26 protein-coding genes and 2 tRNA genes are annotated in these 20,953 nt (G+C 69.4%); 20 read left to right on the plus strand and 8 right to left on the minus strand.

Annotated elements, in window-relative coordinates; all coding sequences use genetic code 11:
- The first annotated feature begins 126 nt into the window (after window positions 1-126).
- Window positions 127-537 carry a hypothetical protein gene (locus Q2100_RS13660; RefSeq protein ID WP_302914502.1) on the plus strand — a complete coding sequence of 137 codons (411 nt, stop codon included), beginning with the start codon at window positions 127-129 and terminating at the stop codon, window positions 535-537.
- Window positions 534-1,424 carry an NAD-dependent epimerase/dehydratase family protein gene (locus Q2100_RS13665; RefSeq protein ID WP_302914503.1) on the plus strand — a complete coding sequence of 297 codons (891 nt, stop codon included), beginning with the start codon at window positions 534-536 and terminating at the stop codon, window positions 1,422-1,424. Before Q2100_RS13660 ends, Q2100_RS13665 begins: the two co-directional genes overlap by 4 nt.
- Here the strand turns inward: Q2100_RS13665 and Q2100_RS13670 are convergent.
- Together Q2100_RS13670 and Q2100_RS13675 are read right to left on the minus strand one after the other, a co-directional pair.
- Window positions 1,411-2,235, minus strand: a complete 825-nt coding sequence (locus Q2100_RS13670; protein WP_264011549.1) for a crotonase/enoyl-CoA hydratase family protein — start codon at window positions 2,233-2,235, stop codon at window positions 1,411-1,413. The two genes, Q2100_RS13665 and Q2100_RS13670, sit on opposite strands and share 14 nt — an antisense overlap.
- A 21-nt stretch (window positions 2,236-2,256) precedes the next feature.
- The gene (locus Q2100_RS13675) at window positions 2,257-2,703 is read right to left on the minus strand and encodes a hypothetical protein (protein WP_302914504.1); all 447 of its coding nucleotides are present in this window, start codon (window positions 2,701-2,703) and stop codon (window positions 2,257-2,259) included.
- Between the two features lie 41 nt (window positions 2,704-2,744).
- On the opposite strand from Q2100_RS13675, the gene Q2100_RS13680 reads away from it, so the two are divergent.
- Window positions 2,745-3,317, plus strand: coding sequence for a TIGR03086 family metal-binding protein (locus tag Q2100_RS13680; RefSeq protein ID WP_302914505.1), 573 nt, complete (start codon window positions 2,745-2,747; stop codon window positions 3,315-3,317).
- Here Q2100_RS13680 and Q2100_RS13685 read toward each other — a convergent pair.
- Window positions 3,314-3,784: a DUF4334 domain-containing protein gene (locus tag Q2100_RS13685; RefSeq protein WP_302914506.1), complete on the minus strand. Its 471-nt coding sequence runs from the start codon at window positions 3,782-3,784 to the stop codon at window positions 3,314-3,316. The genes Q2100_RS13680 and Q2100_RS13685 overlap by 4 nt on opposite strands.
- Window positions 3,781-4,836: a pyridoxal phosphate-dependent aminotransferase gene (locus tag Q2100_RS13690; protein WP_302914507.1), complete on the minus strand. Its 1,056-nt coding sequence runs from the start codon at window positions 4,834-4,836 to the stop codon at window positions 3,781-3,783. Before Q2100_RS13690 ends, Q2100_RS13685 begins: the two co-directional genes overlap by 4 nt.
- A 96-nt stretch (window positions 4,837-4,932) precedes the next feature.
- Here Q2100_RS13690 and Q2100_RS13695 point away from each other — a divergent pair.
- From Q2100_RS13695 to zwf, 6 genes are all read left to right on the plus strand, one after another.
- Window positions 4,933-5,021 (plus strand) — tRNA-Ser (locus Q2100_RS13695).
- A gap of 39 nt (window positions 5,022-5,060) precedes the next feature.
- A tRNA-Arg gene (locus Q2100_RS13700) sits at window positions 5,061-5,133 on the plus strand.
- Window positions 5,134-5,240: 107 nt separating this feature from the next.
- Entirely contained in the window at window positions 5,241-5,624 is a 384-nt protein-coding gene (locus Q2100_RS13705; RefSeq protein WP_302914508.1) for a nuclear transport factor 2 family protein, read from the plus strand.
- On the plus strand, window positions 5,624-6,127 hold the full coding sequence (locus Q2100_RS13710) for a metallophosphoesterase family protein (protein ID WP_302914521.1): 504 nt from the start codon (window positions 5,624-5,626) through the stop codon (window positions 6,125-6,127). Before Q2100_RS13705 ends, Q2100_RS13710 begins: the two co-directional genes overlap by 1 nt.
- The gene (locus Q2100_RS13715) at window positions 6,120-6,533 is read left to right on the plus strand and encodes an MmcQ/YjbR family DNA-binding protein (protein ID WP_302914509.1); all 414 of its coding nucleotides are present in this window, start codon (window positions 6,120-6,122) and stop codon (window positions 6,531-6,533) included. Before Q2100_RS13710 ends, Q2100_RS13715 begins: the two co-directional genes overlap by 8 nt.
- A gap of 46 nt (window positions 6,534-6,579) precedes the next feature.
- Window positions 6,580-8,103: a glucose-6-phosphate dehydrogenase gene (gene zwf, locus Q2100_RS13720; RefSeq protein WP_302914510.1), complete on the plus strand. Its 1,524-nt coding sequence runs from the start codon at window positions 6,580-6,582 to the stop codon at window positions 8,101-8,103.
- On the opposite strand, the gene Q2100_RS13725 is transcribed toward zwf, so the two are convergent.
- Entirely contained in the window at window positions 8,100-8,438 is a 339-nt protein-coding gene (locus tag Q2100_RS13725) for a winged helix-turn-helix transcriptional regulator (protein WP_264011558.1), read from the minus strand. The two genes, zwf and Q2100_RS13725, sit on opposite strands and share 4 nt — an antisense overlap.
- Window positions 8,439-8,532: 94 nt before the next feature.
- On the opposite strand from Q2100_RS13725, the gene Q2100_RS13730 reads away from it, so the two are divergent.
- From Q2100_RS13730 to Q2100_RS13740, 3 genes are read left to right on the plus strand one after another with little or no spacing between them, the layout of a single operon-like run.
- Window positions 8,533-9,405, plus strand: a complete 873-nt coding sequence (locus tag Q2100_RS13730; protein WP_302914511.1) for an NAD(P)-dependent oxidoreductase — start codon at window positions 8,533-8,535, stop codon at window positions 9,403-9,405.
- Window positions 9,402-10,262, plus strand: a complete 861-nt coding sequence (locus Q2100_RS13735) for an NAD(P)-dependent oxidoreductase (RefSeq protein WP_302914512.1) — start codon at window positions 9,402-9,404, stop codon at window positions 10,260-10,262. The genes Q2100_RS13730 and Q2100_RS13735 overlap by 4 nt, the downstream gene beginning before the upstream one ends.
- A 41-nt stretch (window positions 10,263-10,303) precedes the next feature.
- Window positions 10,304-12,181, plus strand: coding sequence for an alkyl/aryl-sulfatase (locus tag Q2100_RS13740; protein WP_302914513.1), 1,878 nt, complete (start codon window positions 10,304-10,306; stop codon window positions 12,179-12,181).
- 5 nt (window positions 12,182-12,186) lie between these two features.
- Here Q2100_RS13740 and Q2100_RS13745 read toward each other — a convergent pair whose 3' ends face one another.
- Window positions 12,187-12,948, minus strand: coding sequence for an SDR family NAD(P)-dependent oxidoreductase (locus Q2100_RS13745; protein WP_302914514.1), 762 nt, complete (start codon window positions 12,946-12,948; stop codon window positions 12,187-12,189).
- A 19-nt stretch (window positions 12,949-12,967) separates the two neighbouring features.
- On the opposite strand from Q2100_RS13745, the gene Q2100_RS13750 reads away from it, so the two are divergent.
- Complete coding sequence (locus Q2100_RS13750; protein ID WP_302914515.1) at window positions 12,968-13,567, plus strand: histidine phosphatase family protein; 600 nt, start codon at window positions 12,968-12,970, stop codon at window positions 13,565-13,567.
- A gap of 9 nt (window positions 13,568-13,576) precedes the next feature.
- Window positions 13,577-14,629 carry a phosphotransferase family protein gene (locus tag Q2100_RS13755; protein ID WP_264011564.1) on the plus strand — a complete coding sequence of 351 codons (1,053 nt, stop codon included), beginning with the start codon at window positions 13,577-13,579 and terminating at the stop codon, window positions 14,627-14,629.
- On the opposite strand, the gene Q2100_RS13760 is transcribed toward Q2100_RS13755, so the two are convergent.
- Window positions 14,630-15,025, minus strand: a complete 396-nt coding sequence (locus tag Q2100_RS13760; protein WP_264011565.1) for a LapA family protein — start codon at window positions 15,023-15,025, stop codon at window positions 14,630-14,632. It abuts the gene before it with no gap.
- A 199-nt stretch (window positions 15,026-15,224) separates the two neighbouring features.
- Here Q2100_RS13760 and Q2100_RS13765 point away from each other — a divergent pair, with 199 nt between their 5' ends.
- The 5 genes from Q2100_RS13765 to Q2100_RS13785 are packed head-to-tail and all read left to right on the plus strand — an operon-like array spanning window position 15,225 to window position 19,369.
- The gene (locus tag Q2100_RS13765; protein ID WP_302914516.1) at window positions 15,225-16,178 is read left to right on the plus strand and encodes an ABC transporter substrate-binding protein; all 954 of its coding nucleotides are present in this window, start codon (window positions 15,225-15,227) and stop codon (window positions 16,176-16,178) included.
- 4 nt (window positions 16,179-16,182) lie between these two features.
- Window positions 16,183-17,292, plus strand: a complete 1,110-nt coding sequence (locus Q2100_RS13770; protein WP_302914517.1) for an ABC transporter ATP-binding protein — start codon at window positions 16,183-16,185, stop codon at window positions 17,290-17,292.
- Between the two features lie 3 nt (window positions 17,293-17,295).
- Window positions 17,296-17,973, plus strand: a complete 678-nt coding sequence (locus Q2100_RS13775) for an ABC transporter permease (protein WP_302914518.1) — start codon at window positions 17,296-17,298, stop codon at window positions 17,971-17,973.
- Window positions 17,970-18,773, plus strand: coding sequence for an ABC transporter permease (locus tag Q2100_RS13780; RefSeq protein ID WP_302914519.1), 804 nt, complete (start codon window positions 17,970-17,972; stop codon window positions 18,771-18,773). Before Q2100_RS13775 ends, Q2100_RS13780 begins: the two co-directional genes overlap by 4 nt.
- A complete protein-coding gene (locus Q2100_RS13785) occupies window positions 18,770-19,369 on the plus strand; it encodes a putative glycolipid-binding domain-containing protein (protein WP_302914520.1) in 600 nt (199 codons plus the stop codon). Before Q2100_RS13780 ends, Q2100_RS13785 begins: the two co-directional genes overlap by 4 nt.
- On the opposite strand, the gene Q2100_RS13790 is transcribed toward Q2100_RS13785, so the two are convergent.
- The gene (locus Q2100_RS13790; RefSeq protein WP_302914522.1) at window positions 19,332-20,276 is read right to left on the minus strand and encodes a prephenate dehydrogenase; all 945 of its coding nucleotides are present in this window, start codon (window positions 20,274-20,276) and stop codon (window positions 19,332-19,334) included. The two genes, Q2100_RS13785 and Q2100_RS13790, sit on opposite strands and share 38 nt — an antisense overlap.
- A gap of 110 nt (window positions 20,277-20,386) precedes the next feature.
- On the opposite strand from Q2100_RS13790, the gene Q2100_RS13795 reads away from it, so the two are divergent.
- Complete coding sequence (locus tag Q2100_RS13795; protein WP_269896330.1) at window positions 20,387-20,908, plus strand: tRNA adenosine deaminase-associated protein; 522 nt, start codon at window positions 20,387-20,389, stop codon at window positions 20,906-20,908.
- Window positions 20,909-20,953 lie beyond the last annotated feature (45 nt).

Genomic DNA, 20,953 nt, shown 5'->3' on the forward strand with positions numbered 1-20,953 from the left:
GGCGGTGCAGCGGAACGGGGCGGCCGCGATCCACGTGCACCAGCAGCTCCGGCCCCGAACTGGTACCCGAAACCGGCATGGAAGTGGAGCCTAGTACGGAGCCACCCGCGGGATAGCGTGATCGTCATGACCACCGCGACTGTCCGTGCCCCGTCGCGCTACGCCGAGGTGGTGCTGGTCGTGTTCGGGGTGTACTCGGTGCTCGTCGGCCTGTTCATGCTGGTCGCACCGGGAGCCTTCTTCGACACGCTCGGCAACTTTGGCGTGCGCAACGACCACTACATCTTCGACAACGCCTCGTTCGAACTGCCGCTCGGTCTGATGATGCTGGCCGCCGCACGATGGCCGTCATGGCGAGTGCCCGCGCTGGCGTTCGCCGCGCTGCACTGGGCTCTGCACGCGGTCAGCCACCTCGTCGACCCGCACCACGGCGCCGGCAACTGGGTCGGTTGGCTGGAGGCCGCGGGTCTGGTGATCACCACCGCCATCCTGGCGATCGCGTTGCGCCACAGCATCACTGCGCAGCGGCGGTCATGAGGGTCCTGGTCGCCGGCGCGACGAGTGTGCCCGGCTTCCCGCTACTGCGCGAACTGCGCGCCCGCGGTCACGACGTGGTCGGCATGACCCGGTCGGCCGCCAGGACCGCCCACATCGCCGCCACGGGAGCGGATCCGGTGGTGGCCGACGTGTTCGACACAGCGGAGGTCGAAGCGGTGCTCGCCGACGTCGCCCCCGAGGCGGTGGTCAGCCTGCTCACCACGCTGCCGAAGTACGGGCCGTTGCGGGCCAAGGACTTCGAGCCCGCGACCAAGCTGTGGAGCATCGGCGCGCCGAATCTGGTGGCCGCCGCGAAACGGGCAGGCGTCCGCCGGGTGGTGGCCGAGTCGGTGATCTTCGCCTACGGCTATCCGCCGGCCGGGCCGCCGCTGATGGACGAGTCCGACCCGTATCCCGGACCGCCGCCACCGGACGGCGCCGGGTTCCTCGGTGCGCTGCGCGCGATGGAGCAGACGGTGCTCTCCGCCGACGGAATCGTGTTGCGCTACGGCGTGTTCTACGGCCCGGGCGTCACCCACGACGAACTGTTCCGGAAGCTCGCGAGGTTCTGGGCCGTGCCCGCGCTGACGGGCAGCGGCATCCTGTCGTGGGTGCACATCGACGACGTCGCCCGTGCGACCGCCGACGCGGTCGAAAAGGGCAGGCCGGGCCAGATCTACAACGTCGTCGACGACCGGCCGCAGTCGTTCGGCGACTACATCCGCGAACTCAACGCGAGACTCGGCAGGCCGAAGCCGTGGCCGATCTCCCCGAAGGTCGTCGGCCTGGTGTCGTCCTATCCGGCGACGGCGTTCGGCAACACCTGGCTGCCGCTGTCCAACGCGAAGGCCAGGGCCGAGCTCGGCTTCGCGCCTATTCCCCGGTGAACTCCGGCGGCCGCTTGGCGAACAGCGCGGTGATGCCCTCGGTCAGGTCCTTGCTCGGCAGGAACGCCGCGTTCCACGCCGCGACGTAGCGCAGGCTCGCCGCGACCTGCGCGGTGCGCTGCTCGTCGAGCACGTCCTTGACGCCCTGGACCACCAGCGGCGGGTTGGCCGCGATCTCGGCGGCGGTGGCGTGTGCGGCGGCCAGCGCGGCGTCGGCGTCGTCGTAGACGTCGTTGACCAGTCCGATGCGCGCCGCGCGCTGTGCATCGATGTCCTTGCCCGTCAAAGCCAGTTCGCGCAGGTGCCCGTCGGACAGGATCAGCGGCAGCCGCGCCAGGCTGCCGACGTCGGCGACGATGGCCAGCTTGACCTCGCGCACCGAGAACTTCGCGTCGGCGCTGGCGTAGCGGATGTCGACGGCGCTGATGAGGTCGACGCCGCCGCCGATGCACCAGCCGTGCACCGAGGCGATGGTCGGCGTCCGGCAGTCGGCGACCGCGGTGATCGCCTGCTGCATCTTCTTCAGGCGGGTGTGGAAGTCGGTGCGGGCCCTGGCAAGCGCGCCGTCGGCGAGCATCGGGGTCAGCGTGTCGCCCATGGCGGCCAGGTCGAGGCCGTAGCTGAAGTTCCTGCCCGATCCCGTCAGCACGATGGCGCGCACGTCGGGGTCGGCGTCCAGCGCGGTGAACACCTCGGGGAGCTCGGCCCAGAAGGCCGGTCCCATCGCGTTGCCCTTGCCGGGGCCGATCAGCGTCACCCGCGCGACATGGTCGTCGACGTCGACGGTGACCGACTCGTATGTTTCACCCATGCCGTGCAGGCTATCGCCCGGCTATCCGCCCGGTCCGAGCACGGCGTCACGCACCGGGGAGTCCGGCAGGATCTGGCACATGGCGTCGGCCATGATCTGCGCGACCCACGGCTCGTCGATCCCGCTGGCCTGCTCGGCGAGTATCGCCTTGATCACCGCGAGCCGGGTGGCCTCGTCGAGGCCCTGGTACTCCGAGCACGTCATCGTCGTGGCATTCGGCGGGGCGGGCACCTCCGGCACCGGCGTCGACCCCGGCAGGCCCGGGATCTTGAAATCGGGCATGCCCGGAATCTGCGGCAGTCCGGGAATGGCGGGCATCCCGGTGGGTGCGTCCGGTGTCGCGGGCGACGACAGCGGCGGGCCGGGCTCGGTGGTCTGTGCGACCGTGCCGGTGGTGGTGTTCGAGCAGCCGGCCAGGACGCCGGCGGCGATCAGTGCTGTCGCCGCCACCCGCATACGGGTCTTCATCTGGGCAACGATAGGCGGTCGGGCGTCGTAGCGTAGGAGGCATGGCCCCTGACTTGCGTCCCGGACCCGACTCACCGCCGCTCGACGAACTGGACGCCGCTGAGAAATCCCTCGTCGTGTTGCAGCAGGTGGTGCACGGCATCGCCGAGGACGACCTGACCAAGCAGACGCCGTGCCGCGAATACGACGTCGCGAGCCTGACCGACCACCTGCTCGGGTCGATCACCGCCCTCGGTGGCGCCGCGGGTGCGGAGTTCGGCGAGCGCGACCCGCACGACTCGGTGGAGCGGCAGGTGATCCTCGCGGCCAGGCCGGCGCTGGACGCCTGGCGCAGGCGCGGGTTGGACGGCACGGCGGGCTCGCGGGAGACGCCCGCGACGGTGCTCGCGGGGATCCTGTCGATCGAGTTCCTGGTGCACGGCTGGGATTACGCCCAGGCGACTGGTCGCCCGTTCGACGCCCCAGACTCGCTCACCGACTACGTCTACGACCTGACGCGCAAGATCATCACGCCCGAGGGCCGCAGGACCGTTGGTTTCGACGACCCCGTCGACGTGCCCGACGACGCCGCCCCGCTGCAGCGCCTGCTGGCCTTCACCGGCCGCAGCGTCTAGACCCGCTCGAGCCAGAAGTACAGGTAGCGGTTGCCGTCGAGCGCGCCCTTGCCGTTCATGATGCCCAGCATCGTGTTGTCGTCCACCTTCTTGAAGTGGTCGTGCACGGGCCTGCCGTCGTAGACCATCGTCGCGGTCACCTCGCCGCGGAACTCCTCCATCCAGAGGCTGGCCTCGCCCTTCATCGCCTCGGTGTTGGAGAACTTGTTGCCGTCGGCGTCCAGGCACACCAGCGGCTTGGCGTCGGCGGCCGAGTGGAACGTCTTGCCGAACCATTTCAGCCGCTTCATGAAGCCGTTGGCCTTGTGGCCGGTCTGGAACTCGCCGCCCTTCCACTCGCCGATCAGGAAGTCGATGGTCACCGGCGCCAGCGTCGCCCAGAACTCGTCGAGTTCCGCGTCGGCGATCTCGCCGGTCCGCGAGGTCAACTCGACGAACTGCTGACGGGCGGTGGTGGTGTCGGTCATCGGTCTCCGATCCAGGCGGTGGCGAACTCGAGGAAGGCGTCGTTCTCGGCGGGTGAGGCGACAGTGACCCGGACGCCGTCCTCACCGTAGGGGCGCACCACCAACCGGTTGTCGGCGGCCCGCGCCACGAAGTCCAGCGTGCGGTCGGCCAACGGCAGCCACACGAAGTTCGCCTGCGACGGCGGCAGGTCGTACCCGGCGTCGCGCAGCGCGGCGCTCACCCGGGCGCGTTCGGCGACGATGTCGTCGGTGCGGGCCAGCAGCTCGTCGGCGGCATCCAGGGAGGCGATGGCCGCGGCCTGCGAGATGCTGCCTGCACTGAACGGGACGTAGACCTTGGCGAGCGCGGTGGCGACGTCCGGGTCGGCAACCGCGTAGCCGACGCGCAGGCCGGCGAGGCCGTAGGCCTTCGAAAAGGTGCGCAGCACCACCACATTGCGGTGCGCGCGGACCAGACCGAAGCTGTCGGGCAGCAGCCCGTCGCGGATGAACTCGACGTAGGCCTCGTCGATGGCGACCAGGATGTGCGGCGGCACCGCGGCGACGAAGCGGGCCAGCGCCTCGGGGTCGACGACGGTGCTGGTCGGGTTGTTCGGATTGCAGACGAAGATGAGCCGGGTGCGGTCGGTGATCGCGGCGAGCATCGCGTCGAGGTCGTGGGTGTGGTCTCGCAGCGGCACCTGCACGGGGGTGGCGCCGGCCGTGCGGACCTGCAGCGGGTAGATCTCGAAGCTGCGCCAGCCGAACATCACCTCGTCACCGACCGAGGAGGTGATCTGCACCAGCTGCTGGCACAGGCTGACCGAGCCGCAGCCCACCGAGATGTTCTCGGGCGCGAAGCCGGTGTACTTGGCGAGGTGTTCGCGGAGCTCGACGTTGCCGTTGTCGGGATAGCGGTTGACGTGGCCGGCGGCCTGCTCGATCGCGGCGCGCACGCTGGGCAGCGGCCCGTGCACGGTCTCGTTGCTGGCGATCTTGATGGCTCCGGGCACCGTCTTGCCCGCTGTGTATGCCGGGATGTCGGCCAGCACGGGACGGAGGCGGGCGGTCACCTGACCAGCATAGGGGCGGCGGGTTTCGGCCCGGGAAGTGACTTTGCTTCCACCGGTGGCCGGTGTGTACTCTGTGCGCTCGGCGGTAATTCGTCGGGAGGCGTGCCAGAGCGGCCGAATGGGACTCACTGCTAATGAGTTGTCCCCCTTAAAGGGGACCGGAGGTTCAAATCCTCTCGCCTCCGCCGCGGCTGACTCGTCAGCCACACACAACTGAACACCAGGCGCCCGTAGCTCAACGGATAGAGCATCTGACTACGGATCAGAAGGTTAGGGGTTCGAATCCCTTCGGGCGCACACATCTCCTCCCGCGACGCCGAGTGCACGCTTGTTCGCACCCCCACTCGCGATTCCCGTGCAACAACCGTGCGCTCGCTGAGCCACGCCCGCGCTAATCTCGCTGCATGACACCCCCGGTGATCCAGCGCTGGATCGACACCGTCGAAGGCGACGGCGACGCCCGGATCGAGGATCTGCTCGCCGATGACGCCGTGTTCTACTCGCCCGCCGTGTTCACCGCGCAGGAGGGCCGCGACAAGACCGCCATGTATCTGCGGGCGGCGGCGAAGCTGTTCGGTGGCAACGACTTCCGCTACGTCGGCCAGTGGTTCGGCGAGCGTTCCGCGGTGCTGGAGTTCGTCGCGGACATCGACGGCGTCCACGTCGACGGTGTCGACATGATCACCTGGAACGACGACGGGCTGATCACCGAGTTCAAGGTGATGCTGCGGCCGTTCAAGGCGCTGCAGACCGTGATCCCGAAGATGGCCGAGCTGCTGGGCGCGTGATGCGGCTGCTGCTCATCTCCGACACCCACCTGCCGAAGCGCGCGCGCGACCTGCCTCAGCAGGTGTGGGACGAGGTCGAGCGCGCCGACGTGGTGATCCACGCCGGCGACTGGGTGCAGGCGGCACTGCTCGACGAACTGGAACAGCGCTCGAAACGGCTGGTCGCATGTTGGGGCAACAACGACGGCGACGACCTGCGGTCCCGGCTGCCCGAGCGCGCCGACGTCACGCTCGGTGGCGTGCGGTTCACCGTCGTGCACGAGACGGGCGCATCGGGCGGCCGCGACGCGCGGATGGCGCGTGAGTACCCCGACACCGACGTGCTGGTGTTCGGCCACAGCCACATCCCGTGGGACACGACGGCGAAAACCGGACTGCGACTACTCAATCCGGGCTCGCCGACCGACCGGCGCCGCCAGCCGCACTGCACCTACATGACCGCGATTGTCGCCGACGGAAAGCTGTCCGAGGTGACGCTGCACCGCCTGGAGCGCCGTGCGTGACCGCCCGGCCCGGGTGAGCGACGTCCACGAGATCGCGTCGGCCATGCCGCACACCACCCGGGTCGAGGGCCCCAAGGGCAACGCCATCTACCAGGTGGGTGGGAAGTCGTTCGTGTTCTTCCGCACGCCGCAGCCCGACGCCGCCGACCCGGACACCGGTCAGCGCTACCCCGACGTGATCATGATCTGGGTGGAGTCGGAGATGGACAAGCTGTCGCTGATCCAGGATCCCGACTCGCCGTTCTTCACCACCGAGCGCTTCGACGGTCACCTCTCGGTGCTGGTGCGCGGCAGTGAGATCGGCCGGATCGGGCGGGCTGAACTGACCGAGCTGATCCAGGACGCCTGGCTGTCGCGGGCCTCCAAACGCCGTGGTGAACGCTGGTTGGCCGATCGGGGCGACTGACGCAACGCCCTGCGTTCACGCCCGCGGGGTGACATCATCGGCAGGCGTGGCCACCGAGACGACGAATCCGCAGTCCAAGCCCCAGTCGATCGCCTACCCGGCGCCCGGCTCGCGCCCGCACCGTCGTGACGGCGAGAAGATCGATCCGCACGTCATCGTGCTGTTCGGGGCCACCGGCGATCTCGCGAAACGCAAGCTGCTGCCTGGCATGGCATACCTGGTGCTGTCGAAGCTTGCGCCGAAGATCCGGGTGGTCGGCACCTCGCTCGAGGACCTGTCCGAGGACGAGTTCCGTCAGCTGACCAGGGAGGCCGTCGACGACTTCGGCGACCACGCGATGACCGACGAGCAGTGGGAGGGCTTCGCGAGCCGCATCACCTACGTGCCCCAGGGCGCGGGTCCGGACGCGCTCGCAGCGGCTGTCCACGAGGCCGAGGCCGAACTGGGCGAGGACAGCCGGCGGCTGCATTACCTGTCGGTGCCGCCCAAGGCCGCCAAGGCCGTCATCACCATGCTCAAGGACGCCGACCTCGTCGACCGGTCCCGGGTGGTGATGGAGAAGCCGTTCGGCACCGACCTGGAGAGCGCGATCGAACTCAACGACTTCGTCCACCAGACGTTCGCCGAGATGCAGATCTTTCGCATCGACCACTTTCTCGGCAAGGAGGCGGCGCAGAACATCCTGGCCTTCCGGTTCGCCAACGGGCTGTTCGAGCCGATCTGGAACCGCAACTTCATCGACCACATCCAGATCGACATCCCCGAGAAACTCGGCCTGGACCAGCGGGCCAACTTCTACGAGAGCACCGGCGCCTTCAAGGACATGGTGGTCACCCACCTGTTCCAGGTGATGGCGTTCGTGGTGATGGAGCCGCCGACCGCGCTGGAGCCCCGGGCGATCAGCGAGGAGAAGAACAAGGTCTTCCGGTCGATGCTGCCCATCGACCCCTCGCAGGTGGTGCGCGGCCAGTACGCCGGTTACCGCAACGAGGACGGCGTGGCCCGGGATTCGGAGACCGAGACGTTCATCGCGCTCGAGGTCGGCATCGACAACTGGCGGTGGGCCGGGGTGCCGATCTACCTGCGCACCGGCAAGAAGATGGCCGAGGGGCAGCGCATCATCTCGATCGCCTTCAAGGAGGCGCCGCGCACGATGTTCCCGACGGGTTCGGGTGTCGGCTCGCAGGGGCCGGACCACCTGACGTTCGACCTGGCCGACAACTCGAAGGTGTCCCTGTCGTTCTACGGCAAGCGTCCGGGGCCCGGCATGAAACTCGAGAAGCTGTCGATGCAGTTCTCCACGCAGGAAACGGAATACGAGGCCGACGTGCTCGAGGCCTACGAGCGGCTGATCCTCGACGCGATGCGCGGCGACCACACGCTGTTCACCACCGCCGAGGGTATCGAATCGCTGTGGGACCGGTCGACGCCACTGCTGGAGGACCCGCCCGCGGTGAAGCTCTACCAGCCGGGCACCTGGGGCCCCAATGCGATTCACCAGTTGGTCGCGCCCAATGCGTGGCGGCTGCCGTTCGAGCGGGCCTGGCGCGAGAAGAAGAACGGAAACTAACCCGTTTCGGGGCAGCTGATCAGGTCGATGTGCCGCTCTGCCCAATTGCCGAGCGGCTCGAGCGCGGCGAGCAGTTCGACGCCTGCCGGGGTCATCGAGTACTCCACCCGCGGCGGCACCTCGTGGTAGCTCTCGCGGTGCACCACGCCGTGCCGCTGCAGTTCCTTGAGGTGCTGCGTCAGCATCTTCTGCGAGATTCCGACCAGGCTGCGGTGCAGCACGTTGAACCGCTTCGGCCCGCCCTGCAGTTCCCAGAGGATCAGCGGCTTCCATTTGCCGTCCACCACGGCCATCGCCGCGTCCAGCCCGCAGGTGAACTGCCCCATCTGAGCCATCGCCGCTCCTCAGCGCCATTACTTACTTTTCGGTGAGTATCGCACTTTTTAGTGGGTACTTGTCGAAAACTCCGCGTCTTTCGACGATGGTGCCATGACATCGACAGAGAGAGTCACCTTCCTGGGCACCGGCGCGATGGGTTCCGCCCTTGTGCGCGCCGCCCTCGACGCGGGTCACCGCGTCACCGTCTGGAACCGCACTCCCGACCGTGCAGGCGCACTCGCCGGCGACGGGGCACGCGTCGCGGCGACAGTCGACGAGGCGGTCGACGGCGCCGACGTGATCGTGGCGTGCCTGTTGGACGCGGCGTCGGTGCGCACGGTGCTCGACCCGGTGGCAGACCGGCTGAACGGCCGGCGGCTGGTGAACCTGACCACGACGTCACCGCAGGGGGCACGCGAACTCGCGGCCTGGGCGGCCGAACACCACGTCGACTACCTCGACGGCGGCATCATGGCCGTGCCCGAGATGATCGGCACGCCCGGCTCGCTGATCTACTACAGCGGGTCGCGCGCACTGTTCGACGACGTCCGATCGCTGCTGCAGACCTGGGGCGCCGCAGAGTATTTCGATGACGACGCCGGGTCGGCGTCCCTGCACGACCTCGCGCTGCTGTCCACCATGTACGTGATGTTCGCCGGCTTCTTCCACGGCGCCGCACTGGCGGGCACCGCAGGCATGCCCGCCAAGGAGTTCGCCGGGCGGGCGATCGGGTGGCTGCAGACCGTGCTGCCCGCGCTCAGTGAATACGCCGAGGTGATCGACGGCGGTGACTACACCGTGCCCGGCCAGCAGAGCCTGAATTTCTCCGACATCACCGAGATCGTCGACGCCAGCCGCGGCGCAGGCATCAGCACCGAGGTGGTGGACGTGGTGCAGCGACTTATCCACCGCCAGATCGACAGTGGCCACGGCGCGCAGGGTTTCGCCCGTGTCATCGAGAGCATCAGGCGGCCCGCCGCATGAGCATGAATGTCACCGTCCTCGGGCTCGGACCGATGGGGCAGGCGCTCACCGGCGCCCTGCTGGACGCCGGTCACCGTGTCACCGTGTGGAACCGCACCGCATCGAAGGCCGACGGCGTGCTGGCCCGCGGTGCGGCATGGGCAGGCACTCCGGCTCTCGCGGTCGCCGCGAGCGATCTCACGCTGATCAACGTCGTCGACCACGGCGCCACCGACGCGGTGCTCGACATCGCCGGGGACGCCGTCGACGGCCACACCGTCGTCGGGCTGAGCTCCGACACCCCCGCCGCGGCGCGCGCCACCGCGACGGTGGTGGACAAGCTGGGCGGGCGCTACCTCGACGGCGCCATCATGACGCCGACCGACACCATCGGCAGCCGCGACGCGAGCATTCTGTTCGCCGGGCCGCGGCAGGAGTACGAGACCCACCGCGACGTGCTCGAGGCACTCGGCAGAACCTCCTGGGTGGGTGAGGACGTCGGCCGCGCCGCCGGCTACGACATGGCGCTGCTCGACTTCTTCTGGACGTCGATCAGCGGTGTGCTGCATGCCTTCTCGGTGGCCGGCGCCAACGGCATCACGCCGCGGGAGCTGCTGCCGCACGCGCAGGGCATCGTCACCATCCTGGCGCCGATCGTCGACGAACTCGCAGGACGCATCGAGGACGGCCGGCACGGCGACGTGACCGCCCCGGTGTCCTCGCTGGCCGCATCGCTGGCACACCTGATCGCGGCGTCGCGCGACGCGGGTGTCGACGCCTCGGCACTGGAGGCGTTGCGGCGCTACACCGACGCGGCGCTCGCCGATGGGCACGGCGGCGACGAGATCAGCCGGGTGGGTGCATATTTGAAGGCCTGATCCGCACCCGCGGCACGCCATTCGGTGGCAGGGTCGTCAATATGGAGCAGAAGCCGCCGAGCGCCGTCATCGAGTCCGCCCACCGGGAGCACCTGACGTCGTTGCCGTTCGACGACACAAGAGATTTCGAGGATGCCGACCGGGGCTTCATCGCCGCGATGCAACCGTGCGTGGTCACCGCAGCCGACGGCCGGGTGGTCTGGGACAACGACAGCTATTCGTTCCTGACCGGGGACGCCCCGACCTCGGTGCACCCGAGCCTGTGGCGGCAGAGCCGGCTGGTCGCCAAGCAGGGCCTCTACGAGGTGGTCGAAGGCGTCTACCAGGTGCGCGGCCTCGACCTGTCCAACATCAGCTTCATCGAGGGCGACACCGGCATCATCGTCATCGACCCGCTGGTGTCCACCGAGACCGCCGCCGCGGCGCTGGCGCTGTATCGCGCGTATCGGGGAGATCGCGCGGTCAGCGCAGTGATCTACACCCACAGCCACGTCGACCACTTCGGCGGCGTGCTCGGCGTGACCACGCAGGCCGACGTGGACGCGGGCAGGGTCGCCGTCATCGCACCCGAGCACTTCACCGAACACGCCGTGCAGGAGAACGTCTACGCCGGAACGGCGATGGCGCGGCGCGCGGGCTACATGTACGGCGCCGCGCTCGACCGCGGACCGCGCGGGCAGGTCGGCTGTGGGCTCGGCCAGACGCCGTCCACCGGTGAGGTGGGCATCATCGTGCCCACGGTGGACATCCGCTCCACCGGGGAGACGCACACCGTCGACGGCGTCGAGATCGAGTTCCAGATGGCGCCAGGCACCGAGGCGCCCGCCGAGATGCACTTCTACTTTCCGAGGTACCGCGCGCTGTGCATGGCCGAGAACGCCACCCACAACCTGCACAATCTGCTGACGCTGCGGGGTGCGCTGGTGCGTGACCCGCACGGCTGGGCCGGGTACCTGACCGAGGCCATCGACACCTTCGTCGACCGCGCCGACGTGGTGTTCGCCTCGCACCACTGGCCGACGTGGGGCCGCGAGCGCATCGTCGAATACCTGTCACTGCAACGGGATCTCTACGCCTACCTGCACGACCAGACGCTGCGGCAGCTCAACCAGGGCCACACCGGCATCGAGATCGCCGAGACCTTCGAGATGCCGCCCGCGCTGCATCGGGCGTGGCATGCGCACGGCTACTACGGCTCGGTGAGCCACAACGTCAAGGCCGTCTATCAGCGTTACATGGGCTGGTTCGACGGGAATCCGGGCCGGCTGTGGCAGCATCCGCCCGAGGCGGCGGGGCCCCGCTACGTCGAGGCGATCGGCGGTCTCGACCGGCTCGTCGAGATCGCGCAGCAGGCGTTCGACGACGGCGACTACCGCTGGGCGGCAACGCTACTGGATCACGCCATGTTCACCGATCAGACCCACGCCGCGGCACGCGCGCTCTACGCCGACACCCTGCAACAGATGGCCTACGGCGCGGAGAACGGCCCCTGGCGCAACTTCTTCCTGGCCGGCGCGACCGAACTCAGCGACGGCAACTTCGGCACGCCGACCGCGACCGACGCGCCCACCCTGCTGGCTCAGCTGACACCCGAGCAGATCTTCGACAGCCTGGCCATCAACATCAACGGGCCGAGCGCCTGGGACCTCGATCTGACCCTCGACATCACCTTCGCCGACCTCGATGCCAACTACCGGTTGACGCTGCGCAACGGGGTGCTGGTGCACCGCAGGGTCATCGCCGATCCGGCCACCGCCGCTGTCACCCTGACCGCGCAGACCAAGGGCCGGTTCCTGGCGCTCGCCTCCGGCGACTTCACCTCGCCCGGCCTGGGCATCGGCGGCGACCCGGCCGTGCTGCAGCAGTTGGTGAACGTGCTGGACCGGCCCGACCCCGACTTCGACATCGTCACCCCGTAGCGGAGCTAGGGCAGGCCGCCGTCGGCCCGCAGGATCGAACCGGTGGTGAAGCTGGACGCGTCGGACATCAGGAACAGTGCCGCGCCGACGATCTCGACCGGCTCGCCGGCGCGCTGCAGGGCCAGGTGGCCGAACGGGCGCTCGACGTCCGAGAAGTCCCACGCCTTGCTGACATCGGTGAGGAACGGCCCGGCCATCAGCGTGTTGACCCGCACGGTCGGGCCGAATGCCTTGGCCAGGCCCTCGGTCAGGGTGTTCAGGCCGGCCTTGGCGGCGGCGTAGGGCAGCATGTGCGGGTCGGGACGCAGCGACCCCGAGGAGCTGACGTTGACGATCACCCCGCCGCCGTCGGCGACCATCCGCTCGCCGATCAGCGCCGAGAGCCGGAACGGCCCTTTGACGTTGAGGTTGAACACCGCGTCGTAGAGCTTCTCGGTGACCGACGGCAACGAGTCGTACAGCGGTGACATGCCCGCGTTGTTCACCAGCACGTCGAGCTTGCCGAACCGGTCGTAGACGGCGTCGACGAGGCCGTCGAGCTGCTCCCACCGGCCGACGTGCACCTGATAGGCCAGCACCGAGCGACCGGTCGCCGCCCCGATCTCCTCGGCCGTCGCCGCACACGACTCGAGGTCGCGACTGGCGATCACCACGTCGGCGCCGCACCGCGCCGCGCCGAAGGCGATCTCGCGGCCGAGCCCCCGGCTGCCGCCGGTGACGAGCACCACCCGGCCGGTGAGATCGAACAGTTCGTCGGCGTAACCCATGGCCCCCTATGGTGTCACGGTGCAACTGCTTGTGATCCGACATGCGCTACCGCATCGCAGCGAACCCGGCCAGGGATCGGACCCCGAACTGTCCGAGGCAGGTGTCGAGCAGGCCGCGCGGCTGCCCGAGGCGCTCAAGCGTTTCCCCGTCACCCGGCTGGTGAGCAGCCCGCAGCGCCGCGCCGTGCAGACCGCGCAGCCCGTCGCCGACGCCCTCGGGCTCGCCATCGACATCGACGACCGGCTGGCCGAGTACGACCGCGACCTGTCGCACTACACGCCGATCGAGGAGGCCTCGCAGGAGGACGTGCAGCGGCTCATCGACGGCCACCTGCCCGGCGGCGTGGACGAGGAGGCCTTCATCGCCCGGGTGCTCGACGGCGTCGCCGACATCGTCGCGGCGGCGAACCACGAGGACACCGTGGCGCTGTTCAGCCACGGCGGCGTCATCAACGCGCTGGTGCACAGCCTCATGGAGACCCGGCGACTGCTGTGCGTGCAGGTCGACTACGCGGGAATCACCCGGCTGTTGTCCTCGCGGGAGGGAAAGCTCGGGGTGGCGTCGGTCAACGGGACCGAACACGTATGGGATCTGCTGCCCAGGAATCAGCGGTGGTAGACAAGTGCCGTGACAACGGATGTTTCCCCTGAGGGTGCCGGCCCACTCGAAGGTCTCGACCTCGACGCGCTGGACCGCCATCTGCGCGGCGAAGGCATCGCCCGCACCGGTGAGCTGCGGGGCGAGCTCATCGCCGGCGGCCGGTCCAACCTGACCTTCCTGGTCTTCGACGACGCCTCGAAGTGGGTGCTGCGCCGCCCGCCGCTGCATGGCCTCACCCCGTCGGCACACGACATGGCCCGCGAATACCGGGTGGTCGCCGCGCTCGCCGACACTCCGGTGCCGGTGGCCCGTGCCGTCACCATGCGCAACGACGACTCGGTGCTGGGCGCGCCGTTCCAGATGGTCGAGCACGTCGAAGGCCGCGTGGTCCGCACCGCCGACGAACTCGAGGCACTCGGCGACCGGGAGACGCTCGACTGGTGTGTCACCGCGCTGATCCAGGCGCTGGCAGACCTGCACGCCGTCGACCCCGCAGCGGTCGGGCTGTCCGACTTCGGCAAGCCCGACGGCTACCTCGAACGCCAGGTCCGGCGGTGGGGTTCGCAGTGGGAGCTGGTCCGCCACGACGACGATCCCCGTGACGCCGACGTCGCCCGGCTGCATCAGGCGCTCGGCGCGGCGGTGCCGGCACAGAGCCGGGCGTCGATCGTGCACGGAGATTTCCGGATCGACAACACCATCCTCGACGCCACCGATGCCACCACGGTGCGCGCGGTGCTGGACTGGGAGATGTCGACCCTGGGCGATCCGCTCAGCGACGCCGCGCTGATGTGCGTGTACCGCCACCCGACGTTCAACTACGTGCACAACGAGGCGGCGTGGGCGTCGCCGCTGCTGCCGACGGCCGACGAGATGGCCGAGCGGTATTCGACGATCTCGGGTCAGCCGCTGGCGAACTGGAGCTTCTACATGGGGCTGGCGTACTTCAAGCTGGCGATCATCGCCGCGGGCATCGACTACCGCTCGCGGATGGGCGCAGCGGGCCCCGACAACGTCGGCGAGGCGGTCGCCCCGCTGATCACCGCCGGTCTCGAGGCGTTGACCACCGAGGGTTGGTGACTATCGCCGCGCGGCCTTGAGGTTGCGTTTGGCGGCTTTGCGCAACTGGAAGAGGCGCACCGTCCCGACGGCGACGGTCAGCAGCCCACCGCACACCGCGGCGCCGAGGATCGCCACACCCAGTGGCAGGCTCCAGCTCCAGCCGAGGAACGCGAACTGCGCCGACTCGGTGTTCTGCGCGATGAAGATCAGCAGCACGATCAGGATCAGCAGCCCGATGATCACCGCCGACCACAGCGCGGCCGCCCGGGTGAACTTCACTTCCTTCACATCGGCCGCCGCCGCGGGCTGGTGCGGCAGCGGTTCGATGTCACCCGGGCTCGGGGGACCGGGGTTCGGCGGGCCGAGGGGTTGGGGTGTCGACCCCGTCGGCGCCCCGTAGGGATCGGTGCTCATAGCCTCATCATTGCCCCTTACCAGGGTTTGCGAAACCACCCGCACCTGCCGTAATCGACGTGTCATCGGCGCTGTTCGCCGGGCGTGCCGCCGTCCGCGGAGTCCTGCTCACCGTGCACCAAAGCCCGGCAGCACCGCCCGCATGCCGCTAGGGTCCTGACGAGCGCAGGCCCCCAAGGTTCCGGAGAGGACGTTCGCCATGTCGAGAACGCGTAACCGGCTGGCGGTGGCCGCAGGCAGGGCGGCCGTGGTGGTGCTCGCGGTGGTGCTCACCGCATGTGGCAGTTCCAACCCGCTCGGTGGCGGCGCCGTGTCGGGCGACCTCAAGACGATCGCGGTGGGCTCCGCCGACTTCACCGAGTCCAAGATCCTCGCCGAGATCTACGCGCAGGTGCTGGAGACGAACGGCTTCACGGTGCGCAAGCAGATGGGCATCGGCAGTCGCGAGGTCTACATCCCTGCGGTGCAAGACCATTCGATAGACCTGATCCCGGAGTACACCGGCAACCTGCTGCAGTACTTCGACAAGGAGGCCGAGGTCACCACACCCGACGCGGTGGTGCTCGGGCTGCTGCGGGCGCTGCCGGGCGATCTGTCGATCCTCAATCCGTCGCCCGCCGAGGACAAGGACACCGTCGCGGTCTCCGCAGCCACCGCTCAGCGGTGGAATCTCAAGACGATCGCCGACCTGGCCACCCACTCGCCGGAGGTGAAGATGGGTGGCCCGTCGGAGTGGCAGACCCGCAAGGAGGGGCTGCCCGGCCTCGACGCCAAGTACGGGCTGAAGATCGCCCCCGGCAACTTCCTGTCGATCAACGACGGCGGCGGGCCGGCGACCGTGCGCGCGCTGACCGACGGCACCGTCACCGCCGCCAACATCTTCAGCACCTCGCCGGCGATCGAGAAGGACAACCTCGTCGTGCTCGAGGATCCGAAGAACAACTTCCTCGCCGCCAACGTGGTGCCGCTGGTGGCCTCGCAGAAGATGTCCAACGACCTCAAGACCGTGCTCGACGCGGTCAGCGCCAAGCTGAGCACCGAGGGGCTCATCGAACTCAACGGCTCCGTCGAGGGCAACCAGGGCGTAGACCCCGACGAGGCGGCCGAGAAGTGGTTGCGCGACAACGGCTTCGATCAGCCGATCGGGAAGTAGGCGAATGATCACCTTCACGAACGTCACCAAGCGCTACCCCGACGGCACCGTCGCCGTCGACGACCTGACTCTGGAGGTGCCCGCGGGCACGCTCACCGTCTTCGTCGGGCCGTCCGGCTGCGGCAAGACCACGTCGATGCGGATGATCAACCGGATGATCGATCCCACCTCCGGCACGCTGACCGTGGACGGCGAGGACGTCACCAAGGTCGACGCGGTAAAGCTGCGACTGGGCATCGGGTACGTCATCCAGAGCGCGGGCCTGATGCCGCACCTGCGCGTCGTCGACAACATCGCCACGGTGCCGGTGCTGCGCGGCGAGTCACGGCGCAGCGCCCGCAAGGCGGCGCTGGGCGTGATGGAACGCGTCGGGCTGGACCCCAAGCTGGCCGACCGGTACCCGGCGCAGCTCTCGGGCGGTCAGCAGCAGCGCGTCGGGGTGGCCCGCGCGCTGGCGGCCGACCCGCCGATCCTGCTGATGGACGAGCCGTTCTCGGCGGTCGACCCGGTGGTGCGCGAGGACCTGCAGGCCGAGATCCTGCGGCTGCAGAGCGAACTGCGCAAGACCATCGTGTTCGTCACCCACGACATCGACGAGGCGGTGAAGCTCGGCGACAAGGTGGCCGTGTTCGGCCGTGGCGGGGTGCTGCAGCAGTACGCGGAGCCCTCGTTCGTGTTGTCCAACCCGGCCAACGAACTGGTGTCGGGATTCGTCGGCGCCGACCGCGGCTACCGCGGCCTGCAGTTCTTCCAGTCCAGCGGGCTGCCGCTGCACGACATCAGGCACGTCACCGAGGCGGAGATCGACGGGCTGGACCTCGGCCGCGACGAGTGGGTGCTGATCACCCGCGCCGACGGCAAACCGTATGCCTGGATGAACGCCGAGGGCGTCGAACTGCACCGCAAGGGCAACGACCTCTACGACTGCACGATCGGCGGTGGCTCCTTCTATCGCCCGGACGGCACGCTGCGGCTCGCGCTGGACGCGGCGCTGTCGTCGCCGTCGGGGCTCGGCGTGGCCGTCGACGAGGACGGCCAGCTGATCGGCGGGGTCCGCGCCGACGACGTGCTGGCGGCGCTGAGGGAACAGCGGCGCGTCCCGGAGCTGGGCTGACCTGTGCGATACCTGCTCACCCACCTCGACGACCTGTGGGCCCTGACGATCATCCACCTGCGGCTCTCGCTCATCCCGATCGTGCTGGGCCTGGTGATCGCCGTGCCGCTGGGTGCGGTGGTGCAGCGCACCACGGCGCTGCGCCGGCTGACGACGGTCACCGCGAGCATCATCTTCACCATCCCGTCGCTGGCCCTGTTCGTGGTGCTGCCGCTGCTCATCCCGACCCGGATCCTCGACGAGGCGAACGTGATCGTGGCGCTGACGCTCTACACCGTCGCGCTGCTGGTGCGCGCGGTGCCCGAGGCGCTGGACGCCGTGTCGCCCGCCGTGCTCGACGCCGCCACCGCCGTCGGTTACAAGCCGCTGAGTCGGATGATCAAGGTCGAACTGCCGCTCGCCGTCCCGGTCCTGATCGCGAGCCTGCGGGTGGTGGCGGTGACGAACATCTCGATGGTGTCGGTCGGTTCGGTGATCGGCATCGGCGGTCTCGGCACCTGGTTCACCGAGGGCTACCAGGCCAACAAGAGTGACCAGATCATCGCGGGCATCATCGCGATCTTCCTGCTGGCGATCGTCGTCGACACCCTGATCATGCTCGCGGGCCGCGCGCTCACCCCGTGGACGAGGGCGAACCAGGCGCCCCGGGTGGCCCGCCCGCAGACGGGTGTGGCGGCATGAACTTCCTGCAGGAGGCGCTCGCCTACATCTTCACCGGCGCGAACTGGTCGGGCGCCGACGGCCTGACCGCGCGGATCGTCGAACACCTCGAGTACACCGCGGTCGCCGTGGTGTTCTCCGCGCTGATCGCCGTTCCGGTGGGCATGCTGATCGGCCACACCGGCCGCGGCACCTTCCTGGTGGTCTCCGGCGTCAACGCGCTGCGCGCGCTGCCCACACTCGGTGTGCTGCTGCTCGGCGTGCTGCTGTGGGGGCTGGGCCTGGTGCCGCCGACGGTGGCGCTGATGCTGCTCGGCATCCCGCCGCTGCTGGCGGGCACCTACTCCGGGATCGCGAACGTCGACCGCACGGTGGTGGACGCGGCGCGGTCGATGGGGATGACCGAGACGCAGGTGCTGCTGCGCGTCGAGGCCCCCAACGCGCTGCCGCTGATCCTCAGCGGGCTGCGCACGGCGACGCTGCAGATCGTGGCGACCGCGACGGTCGCCGCGTACGCCAGTCTCGGCGGGCTCGGCCGCTACCTCATCGACGGCATCAAGGTGCGCGAGTTCTACCTGGCTCTGGTCGGCGCATTGATGGTGACCGCGCTCGCCCTGATCCTCGACGCGCTGCTCGCGTTCGCGGTGTGGGCGTCGGTTCCGGGCAGCGGACGGCTGCCCGGCGGCCGGCGCCGGATGCCCCAGCCGTTCCTCGGCGACGAGATCGATCTGGAGTCGCGGCCGCGCGCGGAGAAGTCTGTTTCTGACAGTTCGGCAGCCGGTTACGCGCGGGCGCGCCCTTCGCCTACGGTAGAAGGGTGAGTGAAGCAGATCGCTCTGAGCAGACGTCGAAGTGGCCTGCGGTGCTGACGTGGCGAGCGCACGACGTACCGCGGATGGAGTCTGTCCGCGTCCAGCTCTCGGGCAAGCGCATCAAGGCCTACGGCCGGATCGTCGCCGCCGCCACGGAATCGCACCCGGCGTTCTCCGCGTCCTACGACCTGGTCACCGATGACCGGGGCGGGACGAAACGGCTCTCCCTGACGGTCACCCTCGCCGAGCGCGAACGGCAGCTGTCGATCGCGCGCGACGAAGAGAACATGTGGCTGATCCAGGACCACCAGAACCAGACGAAGCGGGCCGCCTACGACGGCGCGCTGGACGTCGACGTGATCTTCAGCCCGTTCTTCAACGCGTTGCCGATCCGGCGCACCGGCCTCTACAAGGGCGCCGACTCGATCGTGGTGCCCGTGGTCTACGTGCGGCTGCCGGAGCTGTCGGTGGAGTCGGCGTCGATCAGCTACAGCAGCGACGGCCCGGGAGACATCAAGCTGCACTCGCCGGCCGCCGAGACGACGGTGAGCGTCGACTCCGACGGCTTCATCCTCGACTATCCCGGACTCGCAGAGCGGATCTGATCACCCCGCCGGCCCGTCCGGCGGCGGCCAGCTCCTCGCGCCAGTCGTCCCCGCCGATCGTCGTGGCGACGATCTCCGGACGGCTGAAGCTGTCGTAGCGCATCCGGGCCGCGTGTCCCGCCTCCACCAGTTCTGCCGTCGACGTGTGCGCCGCGAGCGCATCGCGGGCGGCGGTGAGCTGGTCGATGGTGCGGTCCAGAGCGGGCAGCAGCTGGTCGGCGTTGGCCTCGCACATCGCCCGCACCAGGTCCGGCGCGGTGGCCGCCACCCGGGTGCCGTCCCGGAACGATCCGGCGGCCAGCGCGAAGGCCAGCGGCACCTCGCCGGCGGTGACGGCCAGCGCCTCGGCCAGCAGATGCGGCAGGTGGGAGATGGCCGCGGCGGCGGCGTCGTGCTCGTCGGAGCGGGCGGGCACGATCACCGCGTGACAGGCCAGCGCGAGGTCCATCACCAGCGCCCAGACGTCCGGGTCGACGTGGTCGTCCACGCTGATCACCCACGGGGCGCCGACGAACAGCCGGGCGTCGCCCGCGGTCCAGCCGGAGTACGCGGTGCCGGTCATCGGATGGCCTCCGACGAACTTCGCGGTCAACCCGAAGTCGTCGACCTCCCGCAGCACCGCGCCCTTGACGCTGATGACGTCGGTCAGCGGGCAGTCTGGGGCGACGTCGCGGATGTGGCCGAGCATGATCGGCAGCGCGGGCATCGGCACCGCCAGCACGATCAGCGCGCCGCTGCCTGCTGCCCGGCCAAGCACCTCGTCGAGGTCCTCGCCGGCGTCGAAACCGTCGAACCGCGCGGCCGCGACGGACTCCACCGACCGGTTGTAGCCGAAGACCTCGCCTCCGGCGGCGGCGACCGCACGCATCACCGAACCGCCGATCAGGCCGAGACCCAGCACGCACACGGGGACAGTTGTCACCGTTCCAGGTTGGCATACCGCGCGGGGCGGGCAGGGGCGGGCTCGGCCGGGCGTTTCTGGTCAAAGTCCCTGGTCGGCGACTAGCGTAGGCCCACATGGGAGCACAGCGGGCACCGGCGCAGAACCAGGCTGTCGACGCGCCCGACGGCTTCGGGGTGGCCGTCGTCCGCGAAGACGGCAAGTGGCGCTGCACGGCCATGCGACGGGCGGCGCTGCGCAGCCTGTCGGCGGCCGAGACGGAGCTGCGCGAGTTGCGCAGCGCGGGTGCGGTGTTCGGGCTGCTCGACGTCGACGACGAGTTCTTCGTGATCGTCCGGCCCGCGCCTGCGGGTACCCGCCTGCTGCTGTCCGACGCCACCGCCGCGCTCGACTACGACATCGCGGCCGAGGTGCTCGAGGAGCTGGACGCCGACATCAGTGCCGAGGATCTCGACGACGCCGACCCGTTCTCCGAAGGTGATGTCGGGCTGCTGTCCGATGTCGGCCTGCCCGGCGCCGTGCTCGGCGTGATCCTCGACGAGACCGATCTCTACGCCGACGAGCAGCTCGGCCGCATCGCCCGGGAGATGGGGTTCGCCGACGAGCTGTCGGCCGTGCTCGACCGTCTCGATCGGTGAGCTCCGACGAGCAGCTGATCCGGGCGGCGCTCTCCGCGGCCGCCA

It is taken from the genome of Mycolicibacterium arseniciresistens, assembly GCF_030519285.1.
GTDB lineage: Bacteria > Actinomycetota > Actinomycetes > Mycobacteriales > Mycobacteriaceae > Mycobacterium > Mycobacterium arseniciresistens.